The sequence below is a fragment of the Serratia sp. K-E0102 genome (assembly GCF_029962625.1).
In the GTDB taxonomy this organism is placed as follows: Bacteria; Pseudomonadota; Gammaproteobacteria; order Enterobacterales; family Enterobacteriaceae; genus Serratia; species Serratia sarumanii.
The window spans coordinates 3,158,090-3,176,537 of record NZ_CP124754.1 but is presented as its reverse complement, the minus strand read 5'-3'; the positions used below and the strand labels follow the sequence as shown (position 1 = coordinate 3,176,537).

Genomic DNA, 18,448 nt, shown 5'->3' with positions numbered 1-18,448 from the left:
AAAATAATAATAATTATCATTTTCAATCTCATTATCAATTGGTGTCACCGAATGGCAAGGAAAGAGGCCGCGGCAGCCAACGGGTTTGCTCAACAGCTTTACCTTGAGCACCACAGTTGGCTATGCCATTGGCTGAGACAGAAGGTCGGGTGCGCGCATCACGCCGAAGACCTGGCGCAGGATACGTTCATCAGTATTTTACTGAGTCCGCAGTTGCTTGCCATTCGGCAACCACGCCCCTTCCTGGCGACCGTGGCGCGCCGGCTGGTGGCGAATTATTACCGACGTAAAACAATCGAAGAGAGCTATCTGCAGGCCTTGAGCGAGCTGCCGGCGATCGAGGCGCCCTCGCCGGAGGTTCGTCAACAAACCCTCGAAATGCTCGAACAGTTGGATCAGGCGTTGGACGGATTGCCGGCGCACGTTCGCGAGGCTTTCCTGTTGGCGCACCTGCAGGGCATGCGTTATTGCGACATCGCTGAACGTTTGCGGGTGTCGACCAGTTCGGTGAAACAATATCTGCAGCGCGCCAATTTGCACTGTTTCTTTGCATTGGCGGCGTAACGGCAGGTGCGGAACCCATGATGGAATCGGATATCGATCGGCAGAGCGCGCGTGAGGCCGCCGCCTGGTTAACCCAGCTGATGTCGGAAGAGGCAAGCGACGCGGATAGGGAAAACTGGCGGCGTTGGTATCAGGCGAAACCGGAAAATGAACGCGCCTGGCGGCATATCGCCGCGTTTTCATCCCGTTTTTCTCTGCTTAACGGGGCGGCGGCGCAGCGTAGTCTGTCGCAGTTGCCAAACCCGCAACGCCGCCGGTTGCTGAGAAGCCTGGCGGCCATCGGCGTGGTAGGGTCGGTTGGCATCGGTTCTGGCGCGCTGCCATGGCGCCCCTGGCTGGCGGATTACCGCACGGCGGTGGGGGAGCAGCAAACCGTCGCGTTGGCGGATGGCGCGCAGTTGATGCTGAACACGCAAACGGCGGTCAACGTCAGCCTTCAGCAGGCCGCATTGCTGGAAGGTGAAATGATGGTGAATCTGCCGCCGGAAAGCGGCGCGTTGACGGTGAGGCTGCCGCAGGGCGAGATCGTGGCGCAGGCTGCTCGCTTCAGCGTTCGCCTGTGGGAAACCTACAGTGATATCGCCGTTTATCTTGGCCGAGTCACGATCCTTTCGCCGGCGCATCGGAACGCGGTGCTCAACGCCGGTCAGGGCGGCAGATTAAGCCGGCAAGGCATTGGCGATCCGTACCGCGTGACGCAAGAGCCCGGTTGGCGGCAAGGCATGCTGTTGGCCGACAACATGCGGCTGGACGACTTCCTGATGGAGCTGGGGCGTTATCGTCAGGGCGTTATTCGCTGCCGGCCGGAGGTAGCCGGCCTGCGGCTCTCCGGTGCGTTCCCGCTGGCTGACCCCGAGCGCGTCATTGCGGCTCTGCCCGGTGCGCTGCCGGTTAGGGTAAATATGCTGTCAAAATACTTCATTACCGTGTCCTAAAGTTTTTTACTCTGCCATTAGGGTATTTCCTTTTCGTTTGGCCTGTTCTTTCTCGTTCCCTGCCCGGTGCCGCGTGCCTAAACGACCTTTCTGACATACCCCGACCGCCGTTGACCGCTGCGTACGTTGGTCTGTTTCACGCTTAACCTGAGTATCGTTTTCCATGTTGAATCACAACGTATTACCTGCCGATTTATCTTTACCGCCTACAGGCGGGCGATTGCGCTGGGCTACCGCCAATGTGTTGGCGTTGGGTCTGCATGGTGCGTTGTTGTTTGGCCTTGGTTATCACCTGGTGCCACCGTTGCTGCCCGCGGCGCAACCGATGGTGTTGATGATGGTTGCTGAGCAGGCGGAATCGATCCCCAACGCAGAGCCAATGCCAACCGGCGTGCGCCAGGTGCAGGCGGTGGCGCAACGGCAGGCCAACCGGGAACCGGAGGCGGCGATGCCTCCGCTGATTCATGCGCCGCGTGCGACGGAGCAGCAGAGCAAGGCCAAAGGGCAACGGAACGACCCCATCAGACCGAAGACGGAACCGCCGCGTCCAAGGCAAAAGGAACAGGAAAAAATAGCGTCTGCAAGCTCAATAGCATCAAGCACCAGCGCGCCGCCGTCTCTGGATGGAAAGCGTGTTGCCGCGCCGCAAACCAGCGTGGCGTCGCAGCCGAGCCAGGATGCCTCGGTCTGGAGCGGCCTGCTGTTGGCGCATTTGAGCCGTTTCAAGCGCTACCCGGCCCTGGCGGTACGCCAACAGCGCCAGGGGGTTGTTCAGGTTGCCGTGACGTTGGATCGGCAGGGGAACGTGCTGGGTGTGAAACTATTGCGATCGAGTGGGGTTGCTTCGCTCGACCGGGAGGCGCTTCAGTTACCGCAGCGCGCTTCTCCACTGCCCGCGCCCGGCAACGAGATCGCAGCGGGGCAGGCGGAATTCAGCGTGAACATTCCGATTCGTTTCGATCTGCGTGAAGTTCGCCGTTAATGAAAAACTTGGCTCCAGGTAAACGGAGGCTGAGTTAAAAGCCAATGCGCATCAAACGGATAGCAGCGATGGGGTGGTTTCTACTTGATCGTCGCCAGAAAAATACAAATACTGTATGCATGAACAGTAATCTGGTGCCGTTATGAATAACAACCCACTGACGATGAAAGGTCGGTAACCATGTTCGCCCTGGTAGATGTCAACAGCTTCTACGCTTCCTGCGAGACCATCTTTCGGCCCGATCTGCGCGGGCGGCCGGTGATCGTGCTGTCCAACAACGACGGCTGCGTGATCGCCCGCAGCGCCGAGGCGAAGGCGCTGGGCGTGCCGATGGGCGCGCCTTATTTCAAGATCAAAGAGGAGATGCGCCGCCGCAACGTCGCGGTGTTCTCCTCTAACTACGCGCTGTACGCCGATATGTCCCGCCGGGTGATGGATACGCTGGAAGAGATGGCGCCGGCGGTGGAGATCTACTCGCTGGACGAAGCCTTTCTGCGGCTGGACGGCGTGGCGCACTGCGAAGCGCTGGAGCAGTTCGGCCAGCGGGTGCGCGATCGCATCCGGCGCGAGCTGCATTTAACGGTCGGGGTCGGCATTGCGCCGAGCAAAACGCTGGCCAAACTGGCCAACTTCGCCGCCAAGAAATGGCGCGGTACTGGCGGCGTGGTGGATTTATCCGATCCGGCGCGCCAGCGCAGGCTGCTGGCGTTGATCCCGGTGGAAGAGGTGTGGGGCGTGGGGCGCCGCCTGACTCGCCAGCTGCAGGCGATGGGCATTCACACCGCGCTGCAGCTGGCGGACTGCGATACCCGGCTGGCGCGTAAAACCTTCAGCGTGGTGCTGGAGCGCACGATACGCGAGCTGCGCGGCGAATCGTGCCTGCGGTGGGAAGATGAGGCGGCCGCCAAAGAGCAGATCATCTGCTCCCGCTCGTTCGGCCAGCGGCTGACGCACTACCCGCACATGCGCGAGGCGATCTGCAGCTACGCCGAACGCGCCGCCGAAAAGCTGCGGCAGGAAAAGCGCTACTGCCGCAACGTGTCGGTGTTTATCAAAACCAGCCCGCATTCGGCGGGCGAAGGGTATTACAGCAATATGGGCACCGCCCGGCTGCAAACCCCGAGCAACGACAGCCGCGACATCATCGCCATGGCGGTGCGCGCGCTGGAAAGCATCTGGCAGGAAGGGCGGCGTTATCTGAAGGGCGGCGTGGTGCTGGGGGATTTCAGCGCCGCCGCCATGGCGCAGATTGATCTGTTCGACGACTGCCCGCCGCGCCGCAACAGCGAGCGGTTGATGGCGACCCTCGATCGCCTGAATCAGGAAGGGCGCGGGCGCGTGTGGTTCGCCGGGCAGGGGATCGTCAAGCCGTGGCAAATGAAGCGCGAAATGCTGTCGCCGGCCTACACCACCCGGCTGGCGGATATTCCGGTGGTGCGGCTGTCGCCGCGAAACTCGCGCCGGTAGCGCGAGGGCGAGGTGTTCAGTTGCTTAAGAAAGTGGCGCCGCAATGAGGTGGTAGAGGGAAAGCCGACCTTTTCCGCGATGGTTTCCACCGAGCAGTCGCTCTTTTCCAGCAAACGCTGTGCGGCGATGAGGCGCTGATTCAGCAGCCAAAGCGAAAAGCGGGTGCCGGTGGTTTGCTGAAACCGGCGGGTAAAGCTGCGGCGGCTCATGCAGGCTTTCTGCGCAAGGCTATCCAACGACAGCGTCTGATGCAGGTTTTCCATCGCCCAGGCCAGCGCCAAGGAAAAGTTGTCCCCCTGGCGGGTATTTTGCACCGGTAGCGCGACATACTGCGATTGTCCACCTTGCCGGTGAGGGGGCACCACCAGGTGGCGCGCCGCCTGCGCCGCCATGTCAGCCCCCCAGCGTTTTCTCACCAGGTGCAGGCAGCAATCGATGCCGGCGGCGGTGCCGGCCGACGTCACGACATCCCCTTCATCGAGATACAGCACGTCATTTTCGACGAGCACCGCCGGATAACGTTGCTGAAAGTCCGGCAGCCAGCGCCAGTGGGTAGTGGCCCGGCGATGATTCAGCAGGCCCGCCGCCGCCAGCACGAATGCGCCCATGCAAAGGCCGACGACGGTGGCGCCGGCAGCATGGGCATGGCACAGCGCATCCAGCAGTGCGGGTTCCGGCTGGCGGGCCGGATTGTCCCAACTGGGCACGATCACCATGTCCATGCCGCTCAGCGCGCCGAGCCCAAGGTTGACCACAATGGAAAAACCGGCATTGGTTTTCAGCTCGCCAGGCTCGGCGGCGCACAGGGTCAGTTCGCACAGTGGTGCGCCTGAAGGCGCCAGCACTTTTTCAAACACCGCAAAAGGCACCGAAAGGTGAAAGGGAATGATGCCGTCGAAAACCACAATGCCTATTTTCATCCGCGATAACGCCTCTTGCAGTGCGCGCCGCCGGGGAGCGGCGCGCTGAACCTTATTTGGTCACCGGCAGCGCCAGGATGCCCTCGGTAGTTTTGATTTCCGCAAACACGTCCGCCACCGCGGCCAGCGCCGCCCGCTGCAACACGCGGTGATCGACCACGCCACCCGTGCCGTCGTCCAGATCGCGCGTCGCCGTCGCGTCTTGCGGGATCAACACATCATAGCCGAGCGGCACCGCGTCGCGTGCGGTAGAAGAGATGCACATGTGCGTCATCAAACCGGCCACAATCAGCGTTTTGATGCCCTGCTTCTTCAGCTGCGCATCCAGATCGGTGCCGACGAACGCGCTCGGCGTCGCTTTGGTGATCACCGCATCCCCTTTAGCGGGTTGCAGCGCCTGATTGAATTCGGCGTAGACCGAGCCTTCGGCAAACAGCGGGCCGTTGGCCGGCCCCAGATGCCGCACGAAATAGACCGGCATGCCGTTTTTGCGGGCGAACTCAACCAGCTTTTTACTGTTATCCAACACTTTCTGGCCATCCGGGATCACCATTTTGCCGCGAAAGCCGCTGCCTGCGTAATATTCATTCTGGATATCCACCACGATTAGCGCCGTTTTGGCGGCGGCCAGGGCAGTGGTGGTGGGGGCGCCCGACATGGCTCTGATGGTTTTGGTATTCACGTTTACGGTCTCCTGAGCCAATGCATTGAAGGAAGCGGCGCCCATCATGGCGGCCAGCAAGGTGGCATGAACCAAAGCTTTCATTTGCACTCTCCTGTTAACGATAAGTTCGGGAGCCATTATTTGCCATCCGCTCATCGTGCAAGAGTAGGGCAGGTGACCACATTCGGTACTTTTGGGCCAACTTCGTGTGCGGCTGTTATCTGAATCGGGATCGGAAGCCGCAGCATATCCCCCCCTCCTGTAAGCGCCTTCTATTTATGACTATCAAGTTTTTCGGTCGTCATATTTCTGCCGTTAACGCCGTTTCTCTTTGTTTAATCTGCCACACAGCCACCATGCATTGTTCTTGTTGCTGTGAATTTCTATAACGGACGGGCAGTTAAAAATTGGTTTGCCGAGAATTACGTCGTGCGTATTTCTCGGCATGTTGATAATAAAGAAATAAGGATTAAGCATATGCCTGGATTTAATTATGGCGGTAAAGGGGATGGAACTAACTGGAGTTCTGAACGTGGTACGGGCCCAGAACCTGGGGGCGGTGATAAGGGCCATTCCGGCGATCGCGGCGGCGCCAGTGTTGGCAACAGCCCGGAACAGCAACAGATAGCGGCGATCCAAAACGATCCGGCGTTGCGCATGAAGCTGGCGGCGGTGATCAAGGCGGCGCGCAGAATCAACCCGGATGCACAATTGCGTATTGAAAGCGTCAGCCCGTCTGGCACGCTGAGCCTTTCTGCCACCGGTCTGACGGCCGATCAGGCTAAGCACATTGGCCTGGGTGGACTGGTGATGGGAGTCAACGCCAAGGGAGGAATGGTGGCGATCGGGGATATCGAAACCGGCCATGCGCGCAAGACCTCAACCCCCGGTAAAGGTGGTAATAATGGCCTGAACGCCGGGCAGATCGGCGCCTCCTCGTTAGGCAGTTTCGTGACAGACTCACACCGCGATCGGCCCGTCAACGGCTGGCATGGTAACGGCAAAAGCGGTGAGTTCTCGACGACCCGCACGACCGGGAGTTATTTCGGCTTTCATCATTTGAAGGTGGAAAAGCAAGCCGGAATGGCGACCTACAGTCTCTACTATAAGGCCAATAAGAACCGGCCCGCGTTTATCGCCGTGGTGAGAGGGGATAATCTGAATGGCATGGAGGTGAAATATGCCAACGGTAAGCCGGTGAAATCTCCAGGCTCGGTAAAAAATATCGTTAAGGAGTTCGTCGAATATCAAAATGCGGAATTAAAAGCGATCAAGGATGGCGTCAGCCTGGCCGCCGGCATCAATAAAGATATCGCGGAAAAGCTCGGCGCGAAATACGCCAAGCTCGCCAAGGATTTGGAGGCAGGAATTCAAGGCAGATATATCCGCAATGTGCAGGATGCGGAAAAAACCTACGAGCAATTAACGAAGGGCTTGAACAAAAAGCTCAAGGCGCAGGATAAAGCGGCGATTGTCGCCTGGTTGAAAAAGATCGATGCGGAACAGTATGCCCGCAATGCGCGGGTATTGGGCAAGGCGTTTACCGGCGTGGATTGGGCGATTAAAGGGGCGGACCTGACAAACGCCGCGATCGAGGGTTTCTCTACCGGCAGCTGGAAAGCGTTCCGTAATCAGCTTGAGGCGCTCGGGTTGTCCATCGGGGCAGGCTACACGCTCTCCGCTATCGCCGCGTTTTTCGCGCCGACGCTGGTGTCGTCGACGGTGGGCATTTTTGCATTCGCTTATCTGTTTGGCTGGGCTACCAGCTATATCGATGCGGCTCTTGCAGGAGAACTGGAAAAACTGATTGTGGATCTGTAACCGCAAGAGGGGGGGAGCCCCCTCTTTTTATCCTATCGACATGTCCCTTTCTCACCCCCCCGGCGCCACCGTCAGCAGCAGGTTGGCGAAGCGGCGCTGTTCGCCGGAGGCGATCACCAGCAGCGTCCGATCCGATTTGACCGCGGCGTAAAATGCCTCGCGCGGCAGGTGTTCGACCGGGCACTGCGCCGGCAGCAGCTGCCGGTATTCGGCTTCGATGGTGTTGGTGAAGTCCGGCGGGCAGGCCATCAGCGCCGCGCTTTCCACGTTGATGCAGGCCAGCAGTTTTTCCAGGATTGGCGGGGCGGCGAGCGTGCCGGGCGCCAGGTTCAGATAGACCACGGTGGCGTCTTTCGGCGCGTGGGTCACGCAGGCGTAGTTGCCGTCGGCGATCAGCACCTGAGTTTTATGCCCGCATTGCGCCAGCGCGGCGAGCAGCGGCGGGTGGGTAATGGCGGATTTGATCATAAAGCGATTCCTGAATGAGAGGGCGGCAGCCGTGCCGCCCGCGGTTGAACTACATGCGGTAGATGCCGCCGTTGATGTCGAGGGTGGCGCCGGAGATGAAGCCGTCGTATTCCGCCGCCAGGAAGGCGATGGCACGCGCCACGTCGTCCGGCGTGCCTGCGCGGCCCAGCGGAATGGCGCGAACGGTTTCCTCCGCCGATTCTTGGGTGGTGTGGCGATTATGGAAACGGGTGCCGAGGATCAGGCCGGGCGCCACCGCGTTCACCCGGATGCCGTATTCACCCAGCTCCGCTGCCAACGAGCGCGTCCAGGTGAGCACCGCACCCTTGGTGGCGGAATAGACCAGCGAGCCGGAGTGCCCGCCGGCGCGGCCGGCTTGCGACGCCAGGTTGACGATGCTGGCGCCGTTTGCCGCCTTCAGGAACGGCAGCGCGCTTTGCGTGACGTTCAGCATGGTGGTCATGTTCACGTCGATCACGGTTTGCCAGAAGGCGCGGTCGATCTCGCCCAGCCATTTTCGCCCGACGATGCCGCCGACGTTATTGACCAGAATGTCGATGCCGCCGAGAAACTCGGCGCCGGCCGAAACGCAGCGCAGCGTTTCGTCGCTATCGATGAGATCGGCGTAGCCGTAAGCGGCCTTTTGCCCCAATGAATGGGCCAGCGCCACCAGCGCTTTGGGGCCGCTTTCGTCGCTGTGATAGTGAAAATAGATGTCGCAACCGGCCTTGATCAGCCGCTCTGCGGTGGCGCGGCCGATGCCCTGTTCCGCCCCGGTGATAAACACCTTTTTGCCCGCAAGATCGCCCATGATTGACTCCTTATTGGTTCGTTAAGTATTGATGACGCCTTCACGCTGTTTCGCGCAGTAGAAAATGCAGATCAACCCGGTGGCCAACAGGCACGAGGCCAGGAAAAACAGCCCCGGCGCGCTGCTGCCGGTCAGATCGTTCAGTACGCCCACCGCATAAGGCGCGACGAAGCCGCCGATATTGCCGATGCAGCTGACCACCGCCAGCCCGGCGGCCGCGGCCGCGCCGGTGGAAATGTTGGCGGGCATGGATAAAAACGGCGGTACGGCGGTGTAGATGCCGATGGCGGCGATGCACAGGAACGACAGCGCGACGAGCGGATCGTATTTAAAAAATGTCACCGCCCCCATCAGGCCGATAGCGGCGACCACCATGCTAAGGCCGGCGAACACGCCGAGCTTTTTGGTTTTGCTGGCCCACAGGCTCCACGGGTACACCAGCAGCGCGGCCAGGCCGTAGGGAATGAGCGCCAGCAGGCTGACGCGGAAGATATCGCCGCCGGAGAGGGCGGTAATGATCGACGGCAGCCAGGTGCCGAAGCCGTAAATGCCGCACACCATGCCGAAGTTGAGCAATGCGTAGAGCAGGTATTTCTTGTTTTTCATCCCTTTCAGGAAGTCGCCCAGCGTGATTTTAGAGCCGGATTTAGAGCGGCCGGCGTTGCTCATCAGCCAGGCCTTTTCCTCCACGTTCAGATAGCCGACGTCCTTGGGCGAGTTCTTGATCAGGAACGGGATCAGCAGGCCGATGACGATCGGCGGCAACCCTTCGAGGATAAACAGCAGCTGCCAGGGAGCGAACCCGAACCAATCATGCTGAATATTGAGAATAAAGCCGGAAATCGGCGAGCCGACGGCGTTGGACAGCGGCTGGACGATGATGAACATGCCGAGAATTTTGGTGCGGTATTTTTCCGGGAAGAACACCGTAAAGTAATACACCACCGAGGGAAAGAACCCGGCTTCGCATACGCCCAGCATAAAACGGCAGATATACAGCTCCAGCGGCGTGCGCACAAAGCCGAGCAGGGTCGCGAAGATGCCCCAGGAAATTAATATTCTGGCGAACCAGATGCGCGGGCCGAATTTAATGGTGCCGGCGTTGCTGGGTATTTCAAACAGGAAATAGCCGATAAAGAAAATCCCGGAGGCGAAGCCGAAGGCCGAGGCGGTCAGGCCCAGGTTATCTTCCAGCGCTTTGGCGGCGTAGGCCATGTTATTGCGATCGAGAAACGCCAGGAAATACAATAAAATCATGAGGGGGACAATATGCAGCGTCAATTTCCTGATAGCGCTGCGTTCAATATCCTGCGGCTTGCTTATTTTCATTTTGATATTTCCAATGTGGTTAATCGGAATAATAGAGGCCCGGCCCATAACCCTGAGCTGAACGTTAAATAACGGCACGACGCTGATTCATTGAGACGCGGGCATCCCTTAAGCCCGACGGCCTATTCCTTTGTTTTTGGCTGACACCGATCCGGACGATGCCGCGGCGCATCGCCTGGGGAAGACGCTGTTATTTCATTTAGCCGGCGGCTTTGACCGAGCGCCGGCTGATGACTGTCGGCGGGAAGAGAAACTCGCCGGGCGGTTGCGCATCATCGTTGATGCGGCCGATCAGGCGCTCGACCATCAGCTGCGCCATCTCCGCCAGCGGCGGCCTGACGGACGTCAGCCCCGGTTCGGCCAGGCCGGCCAGCGCGATATTGTCGATGCCGATCACCGAGATGTCTGCGGGCACCTGGACGCCGGCGGCGCGCAGCCCCACCATCAGCCCGATGCCCAGCGCATCGTTAATCGCCACGATGCCGTCCGGGCGCGGTGTCAGCGCGAGCACGCGCGGCGCCAGCGTCAGCCCTAATTCGAACATTTCCGTGTCGCCGTAGGCGCTGTTGGCTTTGCCTTCGATCACCCGTTGGCGTTCGCTCAGGCTGTGCCCCAGCGCACTTAGAAAACCGTCGATCTTGTGGCTGCGCCCGACGGTCAGCGTCGCTTCGGTGGCGAACACAATGTGTCGGCAGCCGCGTTCGAGCAGGTGCTGCGCGGCCAGGCGCCCGGCGGCGATATTGTCCATCGATACGCTGTCGAACAGCCGGGCATCGGTGGCCATCTGCTCGGCGAACGGGCTGTCGTAGCTGACGATCTTCATGCCTCTCTCGGCGGCCCGGACAAAATGGGTCTGGCGAATGTCGCTCGCCGCCACGATGATGCCGCGCACGCCATGCAGGAACATATCGTCGATAAACGCGGCCTCTTCCTGTTCCTGGCGGTAGGCGTTGCCGAGCAAGACGCGGTAACGGTGAGCCCGCGCCGCACCGTCGACCGCATGCGCCAGCGCCGAAAAGCTCGGGTTGACGATCGACGGCAGCAGCAGGCCGATGATCTTCGCCTGCGGTGCGGGCAACGCCGCCGTTCGGGCCGGCCGATACCCCAGGGTTGCCATCGCTTGTTCGATGCGCTCACGGGTCTGCGCGCTCATCTGGTGGCTGCGGTTATTCAGCAGGTTCGACACGCTGCTGATGGACACGCCGGCCAACCGCGCGACGTCTCGAATATTTGCCATTTGCCGATACCTTGCTGCCTGCCGTTAGCCTGCAATCTATAAGGGAAGACAGGCGCAGGCAAGCCGCAACCGGGGCGAAACCCGCATGGGATCGCGCATTTGTGAGAGTTGTCAGGCGGCGGCCGAGTTGTTTACTAAACAGTAAGGCGGGGTGGGAGGTTACGCCGGGATCGGGCAAGCGTCCGGCGGCGCATCGGCGGCCTGCTGGCGGAATTTTCCCGGCGTCAGGCCGAAGTGGCGGGTGAAGGCTTTGTGCAGCGCCACCTCCGACGAATAGCCGGCCTGTTCGGCGATACGGCTCAGCGGCAACGCCTGGCGCGCCAGCAGCCGGGCCGCCAGCTGCATGCGGATGGCGGTAAGGGCCTGCAGCGGCGTTTGCTGCGTGACCTGACGAAAGACGCGGGCGAAGTTGGCGCGCGACATATGGGCCTGTTTGCTCAGTTCAACCAGCGTCCAGGGATGTTGCGGGCGGCGCAGCATCTGTTCAACCACGTTGCCCAACTGCGGATGCAGCAACGCGGCGACCAGATTGCCGCTCTGATTTGGCTGGGCCAGCCAGGCGCGGATCGCCAGCGCGAACAGCAGCGCCATGGTCTGGCTGACAATGGCGTTGTGCCCCTGGCCCTGTTGGCTGAACTCATCGCTCAGCAGCTGGCCGGTCGCCTGCAGCAGCGCCAGCCGCCCCTGTTGGCGGCTGTTGAACAGCAAACATTCCGGCAGGCTCGCCAGCAGCGGCGACGCGCTGTGCGGCAAGATTTGCACGCCGCACAGCAGGTGCGTGGCGCTGTCGGCCCTCTCCGGCAGTAGGCGGTGGGCGGAGTTGTGCGGCAAGAACAGCAGGCTGCCTTGCTCCAGCGGTACCGGCCGGCCGCCGGGGATCTCCAGCCGACAGCTGCCCGCCAGCACCATGTGCCAGCGGATCTGGCTCCACTCCCCGGCGGCATGCGGCGAGCGCCACTCGCCGCTGAAATGGCAATCGCGCGCCACATAACCGCGCATGTCGTTAAGCATCAACAGTTGGCTGAGCGGATCCATTTTGAGACTCCTGGCTAAGAAGCTGATTGTTTCGGCAATGGGCCGGCGTAATGCGAAGCACTAAGATCGGTTCGATAGTGCAGCGATGCGGAGGGCGCCGCTGCGATGCATGAGTTATCAATGACATGGAGCCGGTAATGAAAATACTATTCTTTCTGAGCAAGGGCGACAAGCTGGGATTAACGCTGATTCGCCTCAGCATCGCCATCGTTTTCTTATGGATTGGCCTGCTCAAATTCATCCCTTACGAAGCGGACAGCATCACGCCGTTCGTCGCCAACAGCCCGCTGATGTCGTTTTTCTATGACATGCCGCAGGACTATCAGGCTCACCTGACGCACGAAGGCGAACTGAACCTCGCCGCCCGCGCCTGGCAGCAGGCCAACAATACCTATGGCTTCTCCAACGGCCTGGGCGTGGTGGAGGTGGCGATCGCGCTGCTGGTGCTGGCCAACCCGTTCTCCAAATGGCTGGGGCTATTGGGCGGCATACTCTCCTTTTGCACGCCGCTGGTGACGCTGACCTTTTTGATCACCACCCCGGAGGCCTGGGTGCCCGCGCTGGGCGATGCGCATCACGGTTTCCCTTATCTCTCCGGCGCCGGGCGCCTGGTGCTGAAGGACACCCTGATGTTGGCGGGCGCGGTGATGATCATGGCGGATTCGGCGCGCAGTTTGCTCGAGAAACAGTGGCGGGGGAAGGTCGCATGAGCGTCATGAACCGGGCCGTGGCCGGCAGCCTGATGATGCTGGCCTGTTCTGCCGTGGCGGAGGGGACGATGGGGCAAGAAACCCGAACGGTAGAGAGCGCCTACGCTTATCAGCAAACGCGTCAGCGCATTATCAGCACGGCCGAGCAGAAGGGCGTGACGCTGTTCGCCGAGTTCGATCACGCGAAAGCGGCGCGTGAGCATCATCTGACGATGCCGCCCACCACGGTGCTGGTGCTGGGCAACCCGCTGGCGGGCACGCCGCTGATGCTGGCGCGGCCGGCGTTGGCGCTGGATCTGCCGTTCAGGGTGCTGATTGCGCAAGACGAACGGGGCAAAACGCAGGTCAGCTACCACCCGGCGGAAAGTCTGAAGCGGAGCGCCGGGGCCGACGAACGACAGATCGCGGCGCTGAGGCCGCTGGAGCGGCTAGTTGAGGCCGCAATACGCTGATTGACCGGCGATGAACATCACGAGACGAGGCGACACAATGTACGATTATCAGGCGATTATCATCGGTTTTGGCAAGGCCGGCAAAACGCTGGCGGCCTTTCTGGCCGGGCAGGGATGGCGCGTGGCGATGGTGGAGGCGTCGGCGCAGATGTATGGCGGCACCTGCATCAACATCGGCTGCATCCCGACCAAAACGCTGGTGCACGATGCCGAGCTTCACGGGCCGGGCGAACAGGCGTTCAGCCAGGCGATGGCGCGCAAGCGGCAGGTGACCGGCCTGCTGCGGGAGAAAAACTATCAAAACCTGGCGGGGCTTGAACAGGTCACGGTGATCGACGGACGGGCGGAGTTTATCGATCCGCATCGCATCAGCGTGCAGGGCGCGGCGGGAACGCAGGTGCTGAGCGGCGAGCGCATCTTCATCAACACCGGGGCCGTCAGCCGCTGGCCGGCGATCGACGGGTTGGATCGCTCGCAGCGGAGTTACGACAGCACCGGCCTGCTGCAGTTGACGCAGCGGCCCGCGCGGTTGGGCATTATTGGCGGCGGTTATATCGGGCTGGAGTTCGCTTCGATGTTCGCGCAGTTCGGCAGCGCCGTGACGGTATTCGAAGAGGCGGATGCGTTGCTCGGCCGGGAAGACCGCGATATGGCGCAGGCGATACAGCAAATCCTGAGCGACGCCGGGGTCAGCTTCACGTTTAACGCCGGCGTGAAGCAGGTGCGCGATGTGGAAGGGGGCGTTGAGGTGGTGCATCAGGGCGGCGTGCAGTCGTTCGATGCGCTGCTGGTGGCGGCCGGGCGCGCGCCGAACACCGCAGGTTTGCAGCTGGCGCGCGCCGGCGTTGAGACGGATGAGCGCGGCGCCGTGCGGGTGGACGCGCAACTGCGCAGCAGCGTGCCGCATATTTGGGCGCTGGGGGACGTCAACGGCGGGCCGCAGTTTACCTATATCTCGCTGGACGATTTCCGCATTGTGCGCGACAGCCTGTTCGGCGCGGGTAAACGCAGCACGGCCGATCGCGGCGCGGTGCCTTACTCGGTGTTCATCACCCCCAGCTTCTCGCGTATCGGCCTCAGCGAAGATCAGGCCCGGCAGCAGGGGCGCGACATTAAGGTCGCCACGCTGCCGGCGGCGGCGATCCCGCGCGCCCGCGTGCTGGGCGACACGCGCGGCCTGCTGAAGGCGGTGGTCGATGCGCAGACCGGCCAAATCCTCGGCGTGGCGCTGCTGTGCCGCGATGCTCATGAGATGATCAACATCGTCAAAACGGCGATGGACGCCGGGCTGCCCTATACCCGGCTGCGCGATCAGCTGTTCACCCATCCGACCATGAGCGAGTCGCTCAACGACCTGTTTGGGCTGATAGGGTAAAGCGGGGCGAGAGGGGCGGCGCAGATGAGTGAGATCTGCGAAGCACCTCTCGTTTATCGCCCTTCGGGGCGGCGGGTTCTGTACTATTGTTTTCTCTTTGCGGCACGTTCCAGGCCGATGGGGCGCTGGGCGCAACGGAGATCACAGATGAACAAACGGGAATTAGAAAGCGCGATTGTCACCGATTTTTCCAAACGCATGAGCTATGGCGACTACCTGTGCCTGGACCAACTGCTGGACTGCCAGCACCCGCTCTCCAACCCGCCGCATCATGATGAAATGCTGTTCGTGATACAGCACCAAACCTCCGAGCTGTGGATGAAGTTGATGCTGCACGAGCTGCAGGCGGCGCTGCGGCTGGTGCAGCAGGACAAACTCAGCCACTGTTTCAAAATCCTGGCGCGCGTCAAACAGATCCAGCGGCTGTTGTTCGAACAGTGGGCGGTGTTGGAAACGCTGACGCCGTCGGAGTACGTCGAGTTTCGCGACGTGCTGGGCAGCTCGTCGGGCTTCCAGTCGCACCAATATCGCTCGATCGAGTTCCTGCTCGGCAACAAGAATGCGGCGATGCTGGCGGTGTTCAGCAGCGACGCGGAAAAACACGCCGCGTTGAAGGCGATCCTCGAAGCACCGAGCCTGTACGACGAATACTTGCTGTACCTGGCGCGCCACGGCCTGCCGATCCCGCAGGAGTGCCTCGAGCGCGACTGGACGCAGCCCTACCAGCGCAACCCGGATCTGCTGCCGGCGTTCAAAGTGATCTACGACAACCCGCAAACCTACTGGGAAGCTTATGAAATGGCGGAGAAGCTGGTGGATATCGAAGAGAGCTTCCACCTGTGGCGCTTCCGCCATATGAAAACGGTGGAGCGGATTATCGGCTTTAAGTCGGGCACCGGCGGTTCCAGCGGCGTCAGCTTCCTGAAAAAGGCGTTGGATCTGACCTTTTTCCCCGAGCTGCTGGACGTGCGCACCGAAATCGGCGCCTGAGACAATGTGAGGGGGAAGGGCGATGAGCGTGAGGATTATCGATAAGGCGGCGGAGAAGGTGGTGGGGGTGAGAGTCGTGGGGCCGTATCCGCAGACGATCCCACAGGGCTCGCAGCAACTGCTGGCATGGCGGCAGCGCCACGGCGTGCCGTTCGGCAAATGGCTGGTGCTGTATTGGGACGATCCGGCGGAAGTGGCGCCGGAAAAGCTGCGCGCCGACGTGGTGATGAGCGTGGCGGACGATTTCGCGCTGCCGGCGGAGAGCGAGGGCGTTACCGTGCTGACGCTGCCCGCCGGGCAGTACGCGGTCTACCACGTGCGCATCAGCGATGGCGACTTCGAGCGGGTGTGGGGCGAGTTCTACCAGAAGCTGTTGCCGGCCAGCGGCTATCAGCCGGTTGAGGGGGTAAGCTATGAGCACTATCTCAACGACTGCGAAGCCGACGGCTATTTCGACCTCGATATTTACCAGACGGTGAAGAAGTGGTGAGGGGGCCTTGATGATAAGGAAGGCTGAAGCGATGAACGGGACAGCTTCAGCCCGTTGTTTTGGCTAAACGTCGGTGACCTTGCCGCCAGCGCATTCACCTCCTTGCCAAAAGGGGTTACAGCGGCAGCCGGTTTTGCCGGCGCCGCCGCCCGAAAGCCGGCGTTAACCGGCTTTCCCTGCGTGCCACTTGGCTACTCTTTAGGGAACAGCTGATCGACGGCGCTCTGGATCGCCGCCTGATGGCCGCCGCCCGGCGCGGCGGTGCGCGCGGCGCCGCCGGGCTGGTTGAGATCCAGCTGGCCGCCGGTATTGATCTCCCCGTCCTCTTTCACCGTGATATTGAAGCTGGTGCCGGTGATGTTGATTTGGCCGTTCGCCAGCAGCTCGATCACGCTTTCGCCGCACTCCAGCCGCAGCGATTCGCCGGAGCCGAGGGTAAAGGCGTTGACCACGGCGTCGCTGCGTGTTTTGCCGGTCAGCGCGGAGGTCTCGCCTTTGACGCCGCTGGCCTGATTGAGCACCACCCGTTTGATCTGGTTGCCGCCCACCAGGTGGGTGTGGTCGTTAGCGATGCTGTGGCTCTCATCGTTTTTGACCTGGGTGTCCATGTTGCGTTCTGCCTGGATCCACACCTGTTCGGCGCCGGCCTTGTCTTCGAAACGCAGGGCGTTGGCGTTGTCGGCGGTGCCATCCTTGGAACGGCTCATAAAGCCCATTTGGGTGGCGGCGGCCGGCAGCGCCCACGGCGGCATGCTGGCTTCGTTATAAACGCGTCCGGTGACGATCGGCCGATCCGGATCGCCGTTGATAAAGTCCACCACCACTTCGTCGTTGACGCGCGGGATCTGCACGCCGCCGTAGCCCTGGCCGGCCCAGGCGCTGGAGACGCGCACCCAGCAGGAGCTGCCGTCGTCCTTCGGCCCGAAGCGGTCCCAGTGGAATTTCACCTTGATGCGGCCGTATTTGTCGGTCCAGATTGATTCGCCGGCCGGGCCGACCACCCGGGCGGTCTGCGGCCCGTGGGTTTTCGGCCAGGTGGCATGCTGCGGCGGGTGCCAGGGCACGTCCGCCGGCAGCACGGTGAAGTCGATACGGTGTTCGCTGCTCTGATCGTCGCCGCTGGCGTAGCGGTTCTCTTTCAGATGGTAGTTGGCCTGCAGCGTCAGGTACTCGCGGTTGTCGTCGGCGTGCGGGGCGTTATACAGCGTAAAGGTGCTGCCGGGAGCGATGCCCATCGCGGTGGCGGTGCCCCGGATCTGCTGATGCTCAGCCTGCCAGGCCTCCTGGCGCACGCGGGCGTAGAACTCCCCCTGCTGATGCTCGGTGTAGCGGCCCGGCCAGTCGTAGACGTCGATCTGCCCCGGCGTCGGCGAGACCGGGTTTTGCCGCGCCTGGAACAGCCAGGCGTTCGGCTTGCGGAAATCGTAGTCGTCCAGGCTGTAGATGCCCGGCGTGACGCGATCGGACAACGTCCACTGGCTGATGCCTTCCTCGCTGGTGCTGCCGCCGGACGGCGTCAGGTGGTAGGGGATCATCTCGTAGCCGGGATAGGGCTGGTGGTGGTGGGGCGCATCCCCGAGCACCAGCGTGTGTTTGCCCATCTCGTGTTTGAAATAGTAATAGATGCCCTCCAACTCCATCAGGCGGCTGATGAAGTTGAAGCTGCTTTCGTTGTACTGCACGCAGTAGCCCCACAGGCGATAGTCGCCGGTCAGCTGATCTTCCAACTGCACGTTGTGCTCCGCCAGCAGAGTCTTGACGATCTGGGGCACCGTTTGTTCCTGGAAGATGCGGAAGTTGCGATCCTTGGTCATCGGCCACAGATCCGGCTGCACGTGCAGGTTATACACCGCGTAGCGCGTGCCGCCGATCTCTTCGCTGCTGACGGCGATGGCGGTGATCTTGCCATTCAGGTAGCGCGGGGCGCTGAGAAAGCCCTGAGTCGGGATCTCCAGCGTCAGCGGTTGGCCGAGCAGCGCTTTGCGATCGAGCCGCGCGTCGGTGCTCAGCAATTCAATAGAGAAGTCGAAAGGGGTGGAAAGCGCCTCGATACCGTCCAGCGAGCGGAACAGCAGCTGCTCCTGGCCCAGCGGCGTGTGCGCAATAATGCGATCCAACATGAGAACATCCTCTGTGATTGACGTCGTGCCCTGCATACCCCGACCTTGCAGCGGCCTTGCCGCGCGGCCAATGATGGT

Annotated in this window: 18 protein-coding genes; 10 read left to right on the top strand and 8 right to left on the bottom strand. The window is 61.4% G+C overall.

The features are described from left to right. Positions 1 to 51: 51 nt before the first annotated feature. The 4 genes from SSARUM2_RS15240 to umuC all read left to right on the top strand — a co-directional run bounded on the left by SSARUM2_RS15240 (position 52) and on the right by umuC (position 3,948). Positions 52 to 564, top strand: a complete 513-nt coding sequence (locus SSARUM2_RS15240) for a sigma-70 family RNA polymerase sigma factor (RefSeq protein ID WP_025303329.1) — start codon at positions 52 to 54, stop codon at positions 562 to 564. A 17-nt stretch (positions 565 to 581) separates the two neighbouring features. Next, complete coding sequence (locus SSARUM2_RS15235) at positions 582 to 1,499, top strand: FecR domain-containing protein (RefSeq protein WP_033647829.1); 918 nt, start codon at positions 582 to 584, stop codon at positions 1,497 to 1,499. Between the two features lie 220 nt (positions 1,500 to 1,719). Continuing rightward, positions 1,720 to 2,481, top strand: coding sequence for an energy transducer TonB (locus tag SSARUM2_RS15230; protein WP_049234743.1), 762 nt, complete (start codon positions 1,720 to 1,722; stop codon positions 2,479 to 2,481). Positions 2,482 to 2,661: 180 nt separating this feature from the next. Continuing rightward, a complete protein-coding gene (gene umuC / locus SSARUM2_RS15225) occupies positions 2,662 to 3,948 on the top strand; it encodes a translesion error-prone DNA polymerase V subunit UmuC (protein WP_060425989.1) in 1,287 nt (428 codons plus the stop codon). Here the strand turns inward: umuC and SSARUM2_RS15220 are convergent. Beyond that, entirely contained in the window at positions 3,885 to 4,868 is a 984-nt protein-coding gene (locus SSARUM2_RS15220) for a helix-turn-helix domain-containing protein (RefSeq protein WP_060452567.1), read from the bottom strand. The two genes, umuC and SSARUM2_RS15220, sit on opposite strands and share 64 nt — an antisense overlap. Positions 4,869 to 4,920: 52 nt before the next feature. Beyond that, a complete protein-coding gene (locus SSARUM2_RS15215; protein ID WP_060452568.1) occupies positions 4,921 to 5,634 on the bottom strand; it encodes a cysteine hydrolase family protein in 714 nt (237 codons plus the stop codon). 375 nt (positions 5,635 to 6,009) lie between these two features. Between SSARUM2_RS15215 and SSARUM2_RS15210 the strand changes: the two genes are divergently transcribed. Next, entirely contained in the window at positions 6,010 to 7,353 is a 1,344-nt protein-coding gene (locus tag SSARUM2_RS15210; RefSeq protein WP_033653600.1) for a colicin-like pore-forming protein, read from the top strand. A gap of 51 nt (positions 7,354 to 7,404) precedes the next feature. Here SSARUM2_RS15210 and SSARUM2_RS15205 read toward each other — a convergent pair whose 3' ends face one another. The 5 genes from SSARUM2_RS15205 to SSARUM2_RS15185 form a co-directional block, all read right to left on the bottom strand. Further along, positions 7,405 to 7,821 carry an RbsD/FucU domain-containing protein gene (locus tag SSARUM2_RS15205; RefSeq protein WP_041035686.1) on the bottom strand — a complete coding sequence of 139 codons (417 nt, stop codon included), beginning with the start codon at positions 7,819 to 7,821 and terminating at the stop codon, positions 7,405 to 7,407. 49 nt (positions 7,822 to 7,870) lie between these two features. Continuing rightward, on the bottom strand, positions 7,871 to 8,632 hold the full coding sequence (locus tag SSARUM2_RS15200) for an SDR family NAD(P)-dependent oxidoreductase (protein ID WP_039565434.1): 762 nt from the start codon (positions 8,630 to 8,632) through the stop codon (positions 7,871 to 7,873). A 21-nt stretch (positions 8,633 to 8,653) separates the two neighbouring features. Continuing rightward, positions 8,654 to 9,889, bottom strand: coding sequence for an MFS transporter (locus SSARUM2_RS15195; RefSeq protein WP_170929829.1), 1,236 nt, complete (start codon positions 9,887 to 9,889; stop codon positions 8,654 to 8,656). Between the two features lie 271 nt (positions 9,890 to 10,160). Next, positions 10,161 to 11,198: a LacI family DNA-binding transcriptional regulator gene (locus SSARUM2_RS15190; RefSeq protein WP_060430485.1), complete on the bottom strand. Its 1,038-nt coding sequence runs from the start codon at positions 11,196 to 11,198 to the stop codon at positions 10,161 to 10,163. Positions 11,199 to 11,357: 159 nt separating this feature from the next. Then, positions 11,358 to 12,233: an AraC family transcriptional regulator gene (locus SSARUM2_RS15185; RefSeq protein WP_048321737.1), complete on the bottom strand. Its 876-nt coding sequence runs from the start codon at positions 12,231 to 12,233 to the stop codon at positions 11,358 to 11,360. Between the two features lie 137 nt (positions 12,234 to 12,370). On the opposite strand from SSARUM2_RS15185, the gene rclC reads away from it, so the two are divergent. The 5 genes from rclC to sbmC all read left to right on the top strand — a co-directional run bounded on the left by rclC (position 12,371) and on the right by sbmC (position 16,250). Then, positions 12,371 to 12,943 (top strand): reactive chlorine resistance membrane protein RclC, encoded by a 573-nt coding sequence (gene rclC, locus SSARUM2_RS15180; protein ID WP_086556934.1) that lies wholly within the window; start codon positions 12,371 to 12,373, stop codon positions 12,941 to 12,943. Then, the gene (locus SSARUM2_RS15175; RefSeq protein ID WP_080298864.1) at positions 12,940 to 13,395 is read left to right on the top strand and encodes a DUF302 domain-containing protein; all 456 of its coding nucleotides are present in this window, start codon (positions 12,940 to 12,942) and stop codon (positions 13,393 to 13,395) included. The genes rclC and SSARUM2_RS15175 overlap by 4 nt, the downstream gene beginning before the upstream one ends. A gap of 37 nt (positions 13,396 to 13,432) precedes the next feature. Further along, positions 13,433 to 14,770 (top strand): reactive chlorine resistance oxidoreductase RclA, encoded by a 1,338-nt coding sequence (gene rclA, locus SSARUM2_RS15170; RefSeq protein ID WP_060421575.1) that lies wholly within the window; start codon positions 13,433 to 13,435, stop codon positions 14,768 to 14,770. 147 nt (positions 14,771 to 14,917) lie between these two features. Then, on the top strand, positions 14,918 to 15,760 hold the full coding sequence (gene kynA / locus SSARUM2_RS15165) for a tryptophan 2,3-dioxygenase (protein WP_033635042.1): 843 nt from the start codon (positions 14,918 to 14,920) through the stop codon (positions 15,758 to 15,760). A gap of 22 nt (positions 15,761 to 15,782) precedes the next feature. Further along, positions 15,783 to 16,250 (top strand): DNA gyrase inhibitor SbmC, encoded by a 468-nt coding sequence (sbmC, locus tag SSARUM2_RS15160; RefSeq protein WP_060437784.1) that lies wholly within the window; start codon positions 15,783 to 15,785, stop codon positions 16,248 to 16,250. 191 nt (positions 16,251 to 16,441) lie between these two features. Here sbmC and tssI read toward each other — a convergent pair whose 3' ends face one another. Beyond that, positions 16,442 to 18,370, bottom strand: coding sequence for a type VI secretion system tip protein TssI/VgrG (gene tssI / locus SSARUM2_RS15155; protein ID WP_060438534.1), 1,929 nt, complete (start codon positions 18,368 to 18,370; stop codon positions 16,442 to 16,444). Positions 18,371 to 18,448 lie beyond the last annotated feature (78 nt).